The 15,088-nt window shown below is 37.8% G+C and carries 11 protein-coding genes; 9 read left to right on the top strand and 2 right to left on the bottom strand.

Annotated elements, in window-relative coordinates:
- Positions 1–626: reverse transcriptase domain-containing protein (locus H592_RS24490; RefSeq protein WP_245600335.1), on the bottom strand; the 626-nt coding region annotated here is incomplete at its 3' end.
- A gap of 713 nt (positions 627–1,339) precedes the next feature.
- Here H592_RS24490 and H592_RS0100280 point away from each other — a divergent pair.
- From H592_RS0100280 to H592_RS23120, 7 genes are all read left to right on the top strand, one after another.
- Positions 1,340–2,179 (top strand): REP-associated tyrosine transposase, encoded by an 840-nt coding sequence (locus H592_RS0100280; RefSeq protein WP_028866973.1) that lies wholly within the window; start codon positions 1,340–1,342, stop codon positions 2,177–2,179.
- Between the two features lie 650 nt (positions 2,180–2,829).
- Entirely contained in the window at positions 2,830–5,631 is a 2,802-nt protein-coding gene (locus H592_RS0100270) for a xanthine dehydrogenase family protein molybdopterin-binding subunit (protein ID WP_028866972.1), read from the top strand.
- The gene (locus H592_RS0100265) at positions 5,628–6,161 is read left to right on the top strand and encodes a (2Fe-2S)-binding protein (RefSeq protein ID WP_028866971.1); all 534 of its coding nucleotides are present in this window, start codon (positions 5,628–5,630) and stop codon (positions 6,159–6,161) included. The genes H592_RS0100270 and H592_RS0100265 overlap by 4 nt, the downstream gene beginning before the upstream one ends.
- Positions 6,162–6,167: 6 nt before the next feature.
- A complete protein-coding gene (locus H592_RS21170) occupies positions 6,168–7,484 on the top strand; it encodes a cytochrome c (RefSeq protein ID WP_051368828.1) in 1,317 nt (438 codons plus the stop codon).
- A gap of 515 nt (positions 7,485–7,999) precedes the next feature.
- Positions 8,000–8,407, top strand: a complete 408-nt coding sequence (locus H592_RS0100255; protein WP_028866970.1) for a GNAT family N-acetyltransferase — start codon at positions 8,000–8,002, stop codon at positions 8,405–8,407.
- Between the two features lie 140 nt (positions 8,408–8,547).
- The gene (locus H592_RS0100250; protein WP_245600334.1) at positions 8,548–9,132 is read left to right on the top strand and encodes a MepB family protein; all 585 of its coding nucleotides are present in this window, start codon (positions 8,548–8,550) and stop codon (positions 9,130–9,132) included.
- 319 nt (positions 9,133–9,451) lie between these two features.
- Positions 9,452–10,192, top strand: coding sequence for a DUF1499 domain-containing protein (locus H592_RS23120; protein WP_051368826.1), 741 nt, complete (start codon positions 9,452–9,454; stop codon positions 10,190–10,192).
- A gap of 308 nt (positions 10,193–10,500) precedes the next feature.
- Here H592_RS23120 and H592_RS0100240 read toward each other — a convergent pair whose 3' ends face one another.
- On the bottom strand, positions 10,501–12,534 hold the full coding sequence (locus H592_RS0100240) for a TonB-dependent receptor (RefSeq protein ID WP_028866968.1): 2,034 nt from the start codon (positions 12,532–12,534) through the stop codon (positions 10,501–10,503).
- 139 nt (positions 12,535–12,673) lie between these two features.
- On the opposite strand from H592_RS0100240, the gene H592_RS21160 reads away from it, so the two are divergent.
- Complete coding sequence (locus tag H592_RS21160; RefSeq protein WP_051368824.1) at positions 12,674–13,702, top strand: helix-turn-helix transcriptional regulator; 1,029 nt, start codon at positions 12,674–12,676, stop codon at positions 13,700–13,702.
- A 64-nt stretch (positions 13,703–13,766) separates the two neighbouring features.
- Positions 13,767–15,080: an enterochelin esterase gene (fes, locus tag H592_RS0100230; RefSeq protein ID WP_028866967.1), complete on the top strand. Its 1,314-nt coding sequence runs from the start codon at positions 13,767–13,769 to the stop codon at positions 15,078–15,080.
- Positions 15,081–15,088 lie beyond the last annotated feature (8 nt).

Here is a 15,088-nt window from a genome sequence, read left to right as displayed (position 1 = left end):
AGACCTGTTTCTGCCTCTGCAATACCTGCTCGTAAAAACCGACCGAGTAATTGCATTAATGCCTTGTCTTTGATTTTACGACCAACGCGGTTCATTAGCATGTCATGATTAACTTCATCAAAGAACTTTGAGAGGTCAATATCAACGGCTGTTTTGTACCCTTGCGAGATGCAATCTTGTACATGTGTTACCGCTTGATGTGCACTTTTACCCGTGCGGTATCCGTAGCTATGAGACGAAAATACTGGTTCAAAGTAAGGCGTGATCACTTGATTCATCGCTTGCTGAAGTAGCCTGTCGATGACCGCAGGTATCCCCAAGAAGCGTTCTCCACCATCGGGTTTCGGGATAATGACCCGTCTTACCGCAAGCGGAAAATAGTGTCCTTCCATCAGTTTTACTTTTATTCCTTGCCAATGAGCTAATAGAAATGGCTCAGCGTCTTCGAGACTCATTCCGTCAATACCTGGCGCACCCTTATTGGCTTTAACATGTTTCCATGCCGCTTTCATATTGTCGTCACTGAGCATTAACGTCATTAATGGATATTCATTTAAGGTATGGTTCATATCTGAACGCTGAGTGTCACTATCACAACATGGTGAGGTTTTGTGGTTCAAGTTCAATATGGTATCTCCTCGTTTAAGATGTTCAGGCCTTCACCGTGTCCCCTCCATTACGATGGGCGTTTGGCTACTATGCCGTCTGCTGACTTCTGCTTACTCACAGATTTAGTTACCTAAACCTGTGCTATCGGTTTTCATCGGTTTAGCTCTTTTCAGTTGATGATGCTGAAAAGCCAAGGCTGTTATAGACCAGTGCCTGACTGGTTAAGTTACCGATCGCGTGTTAAGCAGATCTCCCCAGATAAGAGCATGTACTTTCTTTGCACTGCTGCATCATTTACGGTGGCCATTAGATCACGTGGTTTCGTTGTCTTGTGCCAACTCACCTTTAGCCTACGCCTCATATGATGTTCTTGTTCATCAGCTCGCAAAGTTGCTAGCGGCTTCCTCCGGACCCATCCTCACGGATAAGCCCTTGCCATTCGCTAGTAGTTAGCGTTTAATCATTTAATTGATTAAACGGTGATCTTCCTACAGAGGACTTTCACCTCATTAGTTCATGCCCATGCTGGGCGTACACAAGTTAATCAACTGGGCGTATTACGGTTGTCATCATTTTTGCAAGAGAAAAAGACGCAAAAATAACACCAACCTACACGTCTGTTATTAAGGCGTTCGCTTTGAAAAACAAATGGGGTCAGGTCTTTCATTTTGCATTTGTTGATTATTTAAATTAGATTTACCTTATTCAATTTAAATTTGTAGGGGTATTTATGAGTCGTCCTTTACGTTTAGAGTTTTCAGGTGCGCTTTATCATGTCACATCGCGTGGTAATGAAAGAAAGGCTATTTATCTAGAAGACAGTGATTTCGAGATATTCCTTAATTTATTAAATACCGTTTGTTCACGTTATAACTGGGTTATTCACGCTTATTGTTTAATGGATAATCACTACCACTTACTTGTAGAGACTCCCGATGCTAATTTGAGTAAAGGAATGCGCCAGTTAAACGGTGTATTTACGCAATCAATCAATAGAAAGCACAATCGAGTAGGGCACCTTTTTCAAGGGCGCTATAAAGCTATTCTGGTTGATAAGGATGCTTATTTATTAGAACTGTGTCGTTATATTGTTTTAAATCCTGTGCGTGCAAAAATGGTTGATACTCCTGATGAATGGTTGTGGAGTAGTTGGCATTGTATGGTTGGAAAACAAGCCTCCCCAAACTGGTTAGCAACGGATGCGTTGTTAAATTATTTTGATAAAGAGCGGTCAGTAGCGATTGCAGAATATATTCACTTTGTAGAAGAGGGAATGAATAAAACCATCTGGGATGATTTACAGCATCAAATATATTTAGGTGATGATGTCTTTGTAGAAAAACATCAAATATTAAAAGAATTACTTGAAGGGGATGTATCTGAAATCCCCTTTAAACAACGTTCTTTGTCGCCACTGACGTTAAAAAGTTATCATGAACAATCCGATACTCGTAATGAAGCGATTATAAAAGCTTACCAGTCAGGAGGATATACAATGAAAGAAATCGGTGATCATTTCAAAATACATTATTCATTAGTAAGCCGTATTATATCGGCTGATAAAAAGTAAGGTAATCGGTAATGCAAAATGAAAGACCTGACCCTCAGCTTGTTTTTGACCCTCAGCTTGTTTTGACCCTCAGCTTGTTTCTGAAAAAGGTATGTAAAATAGTAGACGGTTTCATGATGATTAGCTTTTTTGTTAGTTGTGGTGACCAACATAATCGCTAATTTTCATGAAACCTACAAAAAAAACCATAACTACTTGAAATTATTAACATAGTTATGGAGGGCCGTCAGGACCTGACCCCGAATCTTCTTGTTAATAGTCCATCAATAAAACCAGCTTAAAAGAGAAGAAAACTACATCACTGTCATTAAAAAGTAGATCAATTATCAATTTCAAATAAAATAGTTTAGACTGAAACATTCAACATTAACAATGCACTGCATGGATTTTTTAATATAAAACGATCAGTAATATCCCTTCGTTTTTTTAAACTTTTGTCTATAGCATAGCGTTTAAAATAAAGTGTTAGTTCATCACAATGTATATCAATAAGTTCAGTTTTAAGGCTTTCCTAAAAGTACTAATTTGAAGCAAATTATTGAATTTCGAGAGATTACTACATAGTAATAACTCGACATTACTGAATCTATTGTCTGGATATTCATACCATGCGAATGATGCTTTATACATTCTAAATGTAGGTAATTATAATGAAAAAATTTACACAAAGTCGCCGAGACTTCCTAAAAACAATGGTCATTGCTGGCGTGAGCGTTTCATTTGCATCACTTACTAGAGCCGCTTCTGGTAGAGAGCAAAACTATTTATACAAACCTACTCAACCATGGGCGGAAGGTAATCAAGCCAAGCATCGCGTAGATGCGATTCAAAAAGTAACGGGGCAAAAAGTTTTTGCTCGTGATTTTAGATCAAAAGACTTTACACACTGGCCTGATAACCAATGGCATGGTTACATCGTTTGTGCGACGCAAGCAGATCATATATTCAAAGATATCAATTTAAGTTTCTTAGAAAAACCACCAACAAAAGTCATATTGTCGGAAGATTTAATAGAAAATAATATCTATTTGCCTGAGTTTCATGGTGAAGATATGTTACTACCGAAAGGTAAAACGGCTCATTTCATCGGTCATCCAGTCGCTATTTTATTATTTGACCAATTTGATGATTTTAACGCTGCAAAATCACGTTTAGACTTTAATCCTAACCTAGTTGAGTACGGTGATAAAACTCCCCTTTATGAACGTAACCCTTATGCGGCGTGGCGAGTTATTAGAATTGCAGGGGATAAAACAGAAGGTGTCGATACCTTTTCGCCCTTCAAAGATGGATTATTTTTCCCTGCTTATCAATTAAGACAACCTAAATGGCCGACAACCAAAAATGTGAATGGAAGTTTGAGTGAAAGAGGTATGTTTTATGCTGATAAAATAATCCAAGATATGTCCAACCCAGATTTACATGTTGTTGATAGACATTACCAAACGCAAATTGTTGACCCTGTAATGCTGGAACCTGAAGCTGCCAATATTTGGTACGATGATAAAGAAAAAACGCTTCATGGGGCGGTCACCTGTCAAGATCCAACAGATTTTACTGAAATGGCCGTGCATATGGTTAAAGCTTCTAAGCAAGGTAAAGAAACTAAAAACTTAGTGCTTTATTCTGGATTTGTAGGTGGGGGGTTTGGCGCAAAAGATCATTCAGTATTTCCTTTCTATGCGTTAGCCGCGAGTTTATTTTCAGATGGCAATCCTATCCGTATTGCAAATGACCGATACCAGCAATTTCAATCAGGCTTAAAACGTCATCCATTTAAGATTCATAACCAATTAGCTATCAATAAAAAAACATTGAAGATTGAATCGTTAACATCTAAATCAGAAGTTGATGGTGGTGGCCGAGAGAATTTTTCAGCAAGTGTTGCCTCTGCTGGTATGTCAGCTATGCAAGGTATCTTCAATATTCCTAAAAGTGATTTACAAGCGACCGCTTTCCAATCTCGTAACGTAGCCTCTGGTTCAATGCGGGGTTATGGGTCCGTTCAATGTATGCCTGTGATTGACTTGATGATTACTCAAGCAGCAGCTGAACTAGACGTGGACCCATTTGAAATTCGCCGAAAAAATCTATTAAAAACTAATGACCTTAATACGCAAGGTGCCAAAATTGACGGTGAACTCCGATACTTAGAAATATTAGATAAAGCGGAAAAACACCCTGTTTGGCAACAAAGATTTACGAATAAAAAAAGCTATGAAGCAATCAACCCTGATAAATTGTTTGGCGTAGGTTATTCCTTATTATCAAAAAACTATGGCACTGGTAATGTTGGGCCTAATTCGGCGGTTAATATTACTGCTGACGGTGAAATAATTCTTGAAATAGAATACATGGAAATGGGTTCTGGTGCTCAAACAAGCCAAGGATTATTGACCCATGATTTTTTTGGGCAAGCTGCCGGTGAAGTGAAAATAGCCGTCACCGAAACATGGAAAGCATTACAACTGTATGAAACTGATAACCCATATATTATCAGTCAAGAAAAACAAGATGAAATGTCTAAAGATCCTCTATGGACACCAGTGAAGCATATGGCAAGTAGTGCTTCAGACTCAGCAACATTCCAAACAGAAGCGACTAAAGGGGCTTGTAATATAGTTTATCTTTACGGCATTTTGCCTGCCGCACGTTTACTGTGGAAATTAAAAACGAACGCTGACTTAAGCAACGCTAAATGGCGTGATGGCAAGTTAACATTTGAAGACAATAAACCATTATCACTTGCTATATTAGCTAAAAAAGCACACGACCAAGGTCTTATTACTGGCTCTGTTGCTCATACCGTTAATCGCTGGTCTTGGACTGAAGCTGAATTTGAGATTGAGGGTGATAAACGCATTCACTCATTAGACGCATTAGCTGTTCGTTACGGCAATGGCGCAACAGCCTCTAAAAAACAATCCATGGATAACCTCGGATATCATTTAATTAAACGTAATTGGGTTAAATACCCAAGTACCAGCTATAACAATGCCATGGTGACCTATTACGCACCTTGTGATTGCCTCATCGAATTAGCAATCAGTAAACATACTGGTAAGGTTGAAATATTAAGTAGTCACAGTGTACTTGATGCAGGACCGGTTATTTCTCAACCTATCGTTGAAGGTCAAATACAAGGAGGGCTAGTCATGGGGTTAGGACATGTGTTACATGAATATTTACCTTCATTTGAAGAAGGTGCTGGTAACGGCACATGGAACCTTAATCGTTACCACGTGCCGATGGCGAGAGATGTAAACGTTTGGACAATGACCTCTGAAATTCTCCCTACATCAGATAAAACAGCACGCCCTAAAGGCATTGCAGAAGTTGTTATGATGCCTGTTATTTCAGCAGTCCAAGATGCTATTTTTCATGCGACAAGACAACGCTTCGATCAAACGCCAATTACCGCAGAACAAATTAAAAAGAGATTAAACGGATGAATTATAACGAAATAGAATTTACCTTAAATGGAAAAAAAGTTGGCCCAACAAAAGTACCTGAAGGTACGATGATGATTGCCTTTTTACATGAATATTTAAATTTAACCGGCACTAAGTTTGGTTGTGGTGCAGGTATTTGTCATGCCTGTGTGATTTTAGAAAAAACGATGACAGGCCATAACACTCATAGAACTTGTATTACTGGTGTTGCTGCATTTAATGGTATGGAATTAACTACTATTGAAGGTCATGCACGGATTGATGTTAAAACACAAGAAATGACATTACACCCTGTTCAACAGGCATTCATTGAGAACTTTTCATTTCAATGTGGTTGGTGCACATCTGGGTTTGTTAATGAAGCTGTTGGTTATTACGAAGAATTAAAGAAAACCCCTATCGCAAAAGAACAACTTCGAGAGTCTATTGAAGCATCATTAGGGGAACATGTCTGTCGTTGCACCGGTTATGTGAAATATTATGAGGCAATGGAAACATTAATTCTTTCGCAACCTGAACTCATTAAGTAGGTGATTATGAAAAAAATTATCAGTTTTAGTTTTATTACCATACTCGCAGCTGTACTACTGTTTATCTATTACGGGAGTGGGCTTCATGTTGAGGTTCCTGCAGAAAAAGAATCTACGTTGACATTAGAGCAGAAAATAACACGCGGTAAAGCTGTTGCTTATGAAGGTGACTGTCTTGCTTGCCACACCACAGAAGGTGGTGCAGATTATATTGGGGGATTAGAATTCGAGACACCTTTTGGCCCATTGTATTCAACAAATATAACGCAGGATAAACAATATGGTATCGGGAATTATAGCCGTGAAGATTTTTATCATGCCGTAAAATATGGTTATTCTAAAAACAGCGGTAACTTGTATCCAGCGATGCCTTACACATCTTATCGAAAATTAAGTGATGAAGACATGGATGCATTATGGGCTTATATGAAAACTATCAACGGCATTCCTGTGAAAAACATAGATAATAATATTATTTTTCCAGCAAATATTCGTTTTACATTAGGCGCATGGAATCAAGTGTTTTTTGATGACACTGATTTTAAAGAGGATGTAAGTAAAAGTGATCAGTGGAATGAAGGAAAGTACTTAGTCGAAGCTTCAGGTCACTGTGGTGAGTGCCATACGCCAAGAAATTTAGCATATGCAATGAAAACAGAGCAAGCACTAGAAGGCCAAGTACTTGAAGGTTGGAATGCAGTTTCTATCACACCAGAAGCACTAAAGAAAAATGGTTGGACGTTAAGCTCTTTAACCGATTTTTTTGAAACAGGTAATTCAGATCAAGGTGCAACGTTCGGTGGTATGAAATTGGTTATTCAAGAAAGCTTAAGCCATTTAACGCCAGCACAACGTTTAGCTATGTCTGTATACCTATTGGATATGAAACCAGGTGAGATAGATGCTTCACTTACACCACCTAGGGTTTATTTATCTGCACAACAAAAGTCAGACAAAGGATATAACACTTATGCAGCGTATTGTTCAGGTTGCCATGGGGCTGATGGTTTAGGAAAACCCAATGCAGTAGTCGCATTGAATAAGAATTCCGTCTTCAAAGATGATTCTGCTTTTAATGCTATTGCAGTGGTCCTTCGAGGTCTTCCAAAACAGCAAGAAAGTTTAGTAAAAGGGTCTGTTGCGATGACTTCTTTTACGGATAGTATTTCAGATAAGGATGTTGCTAACTTAGTTAATTTTGCAAATACAACATGGGGTAATAAAACCAGCTCTGAGATTACCGCATCAGAAGTTAAAGAGGTGAGAGAGCAATTGAATGAAGATGGTTATTTAAATCATATGGGAGTAAAAGTTCATAATTAACCCCATTCTTAAACCAACCTAATACTCTTCCCCTCTATTGTACAAGGGGAAGACATTCCTAAAATATAAGGTCAGATTTTTCATTTTTTATTTGTTAATTATTTAAGCTAGATTTGTATTCTTCACTCTTAATTTATAGGGGTATTGATGAGTCGTTCATTACGTTTAGCATTTTTCGTTTAAGCAAAGGCGGCGCCAATTAAACGGCGTTTTTACACAATCTATCAATAGAAAGTGAATACCCAGTGGCAGATGTATTGCCTTGATCATACTGTTCCTTATAAAGATGAGAAGTTAAGGAATAGTTTATATTAAGCCAGGTCAAAGCCCTTTAGCCTCAATAATACAGCCTAATTAGCCTCATCTACGTTTTTACAACTCAATTTAATCAATCATTTATTGAAAAGTGAATAATCTATTTGAATCTCAAGTAAATGTGAATTAATGTGATTTTTATTTTAAATAATCAGGCTGAAAATGAGAAATTCTACAGCCTCGTTAGGCATGTATCAAATATGACGATTATCTACGAATTTTCAGATGAGCATATAAAGCAAGTTCATCAATTATATAAAGAAGTCTGGTGGGCTAAAGATCGCTCGCTAGAAGATACAATAGATTGTGTAAAAGGCTCTCAAATTTGTATTGGAATACTCGACGATGACAGTAACTTAATTGGCTTTACTCGTATTATTAGCGACTTTATTTACAAGGCAATTATCTTTGATGTGATTGTAAGTAATAGTTGTCGTGGCAATGGGGTAGGGCAAAAAATGATGAGTCTTATTAAAAACCATGAAAAGTTAAAAAAGGTAAAGCATTTCGAGTTATATTGCTTACCTGAAATGGAATCGTTCTATTCTAGTTTTGATTTTTCGACTGATGTCGGTGGCATTAAATTAATGCGTTGTGCAAATGCCTGACAAGTTGCTTAAACAAAAAATAACAGTTGTCGTTTGCTTCGTGAATATAGCCAACCATTATTTTCCGCTTAGCAATGTGTCAGGTATTTGATCTAATTTTATGTTAATAGCTTAATAAGGTTAAATTTTAAAGGTGTATTTTGGGAAATAAAAACTATCGACATGAGTTAGAATTTTTATTAATTAAAGAGTTTGTGCCATCAGGTTATCAAATAACACAGAAGGTAACGCTAGATCCGCCCCCTGAAAGCGCTAAATATGAAGGGTTAAACTTTCATCTCAATGGTCGAAGTATTGTTTATCGCAAGGGCAAGGTTACTTCAGATAGACCAGGCGCTTTTTTGGCTGTTTGGCAACGCCCTTCAGAGGATTTAAATAATAATAAACCTATACCATTAACATCTGATGATCTCGATTATTTATTTATACAAGTAGAGAGCCATTCGAATATTTCGGAAGGGCTTGAACATAGCACTAAATATGGCATGTTTATCTTTCCTGTTTCTCTTTTAGTTGAAAAAGGGATTTTAGCTTCGGTAAAAAGTAAAGGAAAAACTGGCTTTAGAGTATTTCCGCCGTGGAGCGAAGATAGAGGGGGTGTTGGTACTAAGGTGTTTTCTGAGTCAGGCAAGAAAACCCAACGCTGGCAAATTCCATTTTTTGTAGATATTGATGAAAATGGTTTAATAAACCCCTGTGAATTGAAAAAGCTGCTTCAAATATAAAGGACGTCACTCGCACCTAACAATTGATTGAGGTTGTTTCTCTTTATCTAGCTTTTTTTGGGAGGCGGGGAGCTTGGAATGATAGTCAGATTTTTCCTTTGAAAATTAATGTTAATCTCTGTGGTTTTGAGGCGATAGTTCTTCACGATATGTTGTTACCTACTCCCTGTCTTTATTAACCTAGCCTTAACCTATTCCTCTGTAAGCTCGACCCAATTTGAGTTATAAAATGTTTAAAATGAAATTTTTTGTGGTTCATAAATAAAGTGAAGTTAAATAGATATCTAATGTGATTTTTTAAAAAAAGGAAAGATTTTTAATGCCATTATTACAAAAACCGAAAAAATGGGCTGCTCTTGCACTCGTTGCCAGTGTTGCTTGCATATCAGTCGTTGTTTGGTGCATGTTTAGTGTAAAAGGTGGAACGATGGGGTTTAGGGATGCCGCAGGAATAACAAGATTGACTGTTCAGGTAAGTGCCGGTATCGCTATTTTTTCGACTGTAATTTTGATCGTTTCATTGATTCGTAGAGAGCTTATTTCGAGCTTAATGAGTGGGATTGCGGCACTAATGCTTTCTGCGCTCGTTTTTGTAGCTGTAACTAGTCAACCCTCTGAATATGACTCGCCTGCAGGGCCTGCACTTAATGATATTTCAACAGACACTTTAGATCCGCCTAAATTCGATGCAGTTGCAGGAGTTAGACCTAGTGATAGCAATACTTTGGTTTATCCTGGTGAATCGGCTGTGGCAAGGCAATCAGTCGCATTTCCTGATATTGCACCTATCCAATCAGAACTTGGTAGCCAAGCTGCTTTTGAACGTAGTCTTAAAATAGTTGCAGATTCAGGATGGAAACTAATTGCAGAAGATGATGTTAGCGGAGTTATTGAAGCCGTCGCTACAACCGCTTTTTTTGGCTTTAAAGACGATATTGTTATTCGAGTTCGCGATACTGGCAACAGTAGTATTATAGATATTAGATCTCACTCTCGAGTAGGTCGTGGTGATCGGGGACAAAATGCCAAACGAATTCGTCAGTTTATTGAGGATTTTTAATGCTAGTTATTGTTAAGTGAATCAATTATCTATATGAGTAGCTAAATAAGTAGCAATACAACCAGCAGTAGATATATGCATTTTTAATCGAGGAAGGTTACTAAACCTTGCAGATTAGAATACATCACTTCAGCGTTGTAAACTTTACCCTCAGACTTAATGTATTTGGTTAAATGCTGGCTGTATGAATAAAAAAGGTGAATCATTGCTGATCCACCTTTTTTAATGCTAGAGGCGTTAGCCCTGCTTAGTGAAAACTCCCCAAATTACTGAACTATTGCTATAGCTGCAAGGACTACAAGTTTTAATTACATGCGGTAAGTTAAGTTTAAACCGACAGTGCGGCTTTGGCCTACTGATGCACGATAACCACCGTTAATTAAATACACTACGTCTTCATCTGTTAAGTTAGTGATGTAACCACTGATTAATAGATCACCGACAGTATAATCAACACTTGTACCTATGATTGCATAATTACCCGCTTTGTAATCTTCAGTATTATCAAGGTCAGAGTAGTATTCACTGACGTAGGTCACATCAGCACCTAGTGTTAGGTTTTCGCCAATGTATTGTGTTAATCCTAATGATGCATTTAGCTCTGGGGCATTTGATAATTCATTACCTGCAAAGCTGTCATCTGAATCAACTTTAGTTTTTAATAAACCAATTGACGGACGTACTTCTAAGCTGTCAGTTAACCAGTGAGATAATTCAACTTCTAACCCCATTGTATGTGCTTCACCTACGTTAGTGATTTTGTAATCAGAAATACCTTGGTAGTCTGTGTAGTCATTATAGAAAATGGCAGTGTTGATGGTGGTGCTGTTATTTAATGCTGTTTTAGCGCTTAGTTCATAGGCATTGACCGTTTCACTTTCATAAGTATAAACCTCAGAAGCACCTGCGTAGTTATAGTAACCAAGCCCACCTGAGTTATAACCTTGACGTACTGAAACTCCAAACGTTGTATCTTCATTTGGGCTGTAAGTTAAAGCAAGTTTAGGTAATACAAACACATCTTCAATATCATCATCTATATCATTAGTCACATAAGTCGCAGTAAATAATCTGTCTTGTTTTTCGTATTGAACTCGTGCACCAGTTGTCAGTGTGAATTGATCGTTAATGTAATAATTCATTTCACCGAACAGACCTAAGCGTGTTTCGTCTGTTTGACCTTCTGTAGAAAAGCTTTGACTTGAAACTGTATTCTCCCGATCGGCAGCCATCACACCTACAAACCCATCGACTTTAGAATTACTTGGTGTGAAAGTTAATTGGCTCTCTATTTTGCTCGTTTTATCTTTAAAGTTATAAGTTTGTTCGGTTGGGTATTGGTCAAAAATATTTGTCTGACTATTAAATGACAGTAGGGTGCTACTTTCTATTTGATTACTAAACTTATATTTAATTTCCGAAGAAATATTGTAAACTTTAGAATCTTGAATACGTGTGTTGTAACTGTAGTTGCGGCCAAGGCCTTCATTATAATTAGTACCTAAGGTGAAGCTTTCATCTTCATGCCCTGAACCATCGTCCCAGTTTGCCCAGTTCAAATAGTTGCCGTCTGCTTTGCGGTAATTAGCTGTCAATTTGATTGATAGATCTTCATTAAAGGCTGGTTTCCACAATAATTTACCACGGAAGTTTAGGTTTCTTGAATCTTCAGGATCGACTGGCACGGTATCAGTATCGCCATCGTAGGTAATATAGCTTTGTCCATCGGTACCGTCGAATGCGAAGCGATAGGCTAATTGTTCATTGATTGGGCCTGATGCCATTAATGCAACATTTTTCATCACATTACCGTTTTTGTAAATTTCAGCACCACCACGAATTGCATATTCTGGCGCAAAAGTAGGGTCGTTGGTTTTAACTGAAACGGCACCACCAATAGAGTTTTCACCCTGTGTCGTTGATTGTGGGCCACGCATTACTTCTACTTGTTGTACATCCCACACTCCTGAACCACTAAAGTTATAACCAGTAAATGCATCGGAAACACCATCGACATTTGTATCAACACGTTGACGAGCACCACTTCGAATCGCGTAGAATCCGGTTGCCGCTCCACTACCATTAACACCACGAATATTAACACTACCAAATCCTGATGTGACCACATTGGGGGCTTTGATGATCACATCATTCACCGTTTTGGCCCCCGTTTTATCAATATCTTCACCTTCAATTAGGGTTATTGCTGTGGTGGTCTCCTTGATATTTCTATTCATTTTTTCCCCTGTCACAATGATCATTTCTGTCTGTGAAGGTTCTTCTGCCATGACTTGACCGGTTAACGCGATCATAATGCCTGCATATACTTTGCAATGCTTCATATTTACTAGTTCCATTATTAAGTTGTTTTTATATTAATTGGTAATGATATTTATTATCATTAATGTCAATGTAATTACTGTTAAGATCACAGCACAATAAGTTATGCAAAACGGCTATTCAGTTATGGAAAAAAATTTTATGAAGTTTAAAGGGAAGTTAAAGCAGACTTTACCTAAAGGTACTTTTATTCGAACAATTGGAGATTTAAAGCAAAAAACTATCTTTTCTGACAGTCACTCTAACACCTGTGCTACAGATAAAAACAAGCAAAGCTTAGCGTTAATAGAAGGCGACCTGATATCTTATCAAGTGAATAATAACTTTATACTGCATGGTGGAAAGACTAAGGAATTAGTCGATTTTCAAGTACTGGCTACTGCCAAAAAATCGCTTTGTATCACCATATTGTTAACTGGTAAATTAGACTTTGGATATGATGATCTAAACTTTTTTTATGATGCAACACAGCAACAACGTGGCGTGGTGGTTAGTCTCACAAAACCTGTGAGTTTTCGTCGAACGTTATATAAAGACAATCAAGTCGCTAAACTTAACATCATATTACTGCACCAATGGATTGAACATCGTATTCGCTGTGATGATAATTTTAGTCATTTTATTAGCCAACATTTAGCGAATTTTGAATTTCAATTAACAACTGAGATACTTTATTTAACGACTAATATTATTGAATCCAGTACACCAAGTACGGCCATCGAGCAAATACACCTTGAATCTTTAACGCAGCAGTTATTGCTTAAGGTGCTCATGCAACTAAATGATGCCGCGAGTGTTATAAAGCAGCTTGAGAACACCAGTTTAATCAATGAATCAAAAGGATACGATCCTGTATTAGATAAGTTAGTGTCTTATATCGAAGCTAATTTATACATGGATTTATCTGTTAGTGACCTAGCAAAGTTTTCGGCAATGAGTATTTCTAGCTTGCAACATAAATTTAAAAGTTCACTGGGTATCAGTGTGTTAGGTTATATTCGCCGTCGGCGTTTAAATATTGCCAAACAGCAACTTGAGGCGGGTTTAATGTCAATCTCTGAAGCCGCTTATAATGCTGGGTATCGCCATCCTTCTAATTTTACCAGTGCATTTAAAAAAGCGTTTGGTATTCCACCACAGGATCTCATTCTTAAAACAGATCATGCGTAGATGCTTTAAATGATTACTTATTACATTTTTTAGCAACACTTGTATAAAATTTAAAAGGTTATTAATGAACAACGCATTACCATTAGATAGTTTATTAACGTATTTTGATCTCTCAAAAAATGCTATTGGTTCTTCTCGATGGTGGAATGACTTATCTAAAAGTAAAGCTCCTTTTACCAAGGTACAGCAGAATGGCACTTGTAGAGTGTTATTTATATGGCAGGATCCTGAAGGCGGTAAGCACTCATCAACAACCAGCTCGGTTATCTTAAATGTTAACGGATTGACCAACCACAACACATGGCAACCTAACTGTTTAAACAGATATAACGACAGCGCTCTATGGTTTGCTTGTTTGGATATTAATGACAAATGGCGCGGCAGTTATTCTTTTATTCCGATTCAAGCTAATCAGTTACCACAACTTGTTAAACAAGGCGATGAAAGTCGAGAAGCACAACGCTGCTGGTGGTTAGAAATGGTAAAGCAACAAGTGCTAGATCCATTGAATAGCGGTCCGTCGGTTGCGTCTGGTTGGGGACTGAACTCCTCATTACATTTACCGAATGCACCACGTGAGTTAGGTTGGCAAGAATGGGACCAAGGTAAGCTTAATAATTTACCTATTGCGGCAAATGTTAATATTACATGGTTTGCAGACCAACTGGATAATCAACGTCAATGTACGGTTTTTTCTACGGCGACGGGCAAAGCACCTTTAGTTATTTTGTTAGATGGAGAAAAATGGGGGGCAGATTCTGGGATGCTTTCTGTACTGCAATACTTAACTAACATTAACAAAATAGTGCCCGCTCATTACTTGTTAATTCCGTCTATTGACAGTAAAACAAGGTGGCAGGAATTGAGTTGTTCTGCATTGTTTTGGCAAGCGGTTACGGAACAGTTGTTACCTCGAGTTACAGATAGGCTTTTACAATCGGAAAAATCAATCTCAGAGTTCATCTTAGCAGGGCAAAGTCTGGGCGGATTATCTGCTGTCTACGCAGGGATACATTTTCAGACGTATTTTACTAAGGTGATTTCATTATCTGGTTCGTTTTGGTGGCCGGAGGTTGAAAGAATGCAAGATCCAGATGCTTATAAATCAGCGCATCCAGAATGGAAAAAAATAGTACCCAAAAACAGCTTAGCTGATCGGGTATCAAATAATGAGGTGAGTGTGGCTGGTTTGCATATTTATCAAACCGTAGGTAATGCTGAAACACAATTAAGTGTTTATAACGATTTGCATTATGAAATTTTCAAGCAACATGGTGCGAAAATTACCTATCAAAAAGTGGATGGTGGCCACGATTGGTTATCATGGCGATCCTCTTTGATAAATGGTTTAATCTCGCTTTTACCCAGTCAGGTTTAGCCTGTTTA

Origin of the sequence: Psychromonas arctica DSM 14288 (assembly GCF_000482725.1) — a bacterium.
Lineage (GTDB): Bacteria > Pseudomonadota > Gammaproteobacteria > Enterobacterales > Psychromonadaceae > Psychromonas > Psychromonas arctica.
Note: the sequence above shows the minus strand (reverse complement) of the source record. Positions and strands in the feature narration are given on the sequence as shown.

Bases quoted from the DNA above. Each gene is read 5' to 3' on its own strand.
- H592_RS23120 (WP_051368826.1), top strand. From the start codon at position 9,452: ATGCCATTATTACAAAAACCGAAAAAATGGGCTGCTCTTGCACTCGTT.
- fes (WP_028866967.1), top strand. From the start codon at position 13,767: ATGAACAACGCATTACCATTAGATAGTTTATTAACGTATTTTGATCTC.
- H592_RS21160 (WP_051368824.1), top strand. From the start codon at position 12,674: ATGAAGTTTAAAGGGAAGTTAAAGCAGACTTTACCTAAAGGTACTTTT.
- H592_RS0100265 (WP_028866971.1), top strand. From the start codon at position 5,628: ATGAATTATAACGAAATAGAATTTACCTTAAATGGAAAAAAAGTTGGC.
- H592_RS21170 (WP_051368828.1), top strand. From the start codon at position 6,168: ATGAAAAAAATTATCAGTTTTAGTTTTATTACCATACTCGCAGCTGTA.
- H592_RS0100270 (WP_028866972.1), top strand. From the start codon at position 2,830: ATGAAAAAATTTACACAAAGTCGCCGAGACTTCCTAAAAACAATGGTC.
- H592_RS0100240 (WP_028866968.1), bottom strand. From the start codon at position 12,534: ATGAAGCATTGCAAAGTATATGCAGGCATTATGATCGCGTTAACCGGT.
- H592_RS0100255 (WP_028866970.1), top strand. From the start codon at position 8,000: ATGACGATTATCTACGAATTTTCAGATGAGCATATAAAGCAAGTTCAT.
- H592_RS0100280 (WP_028866973.1), top strand. From the start codon at position 1,340: ATGAGTCGTCCTTTACGTTTAGAGTTTTCAGGTGCGCTTTATCATGTC.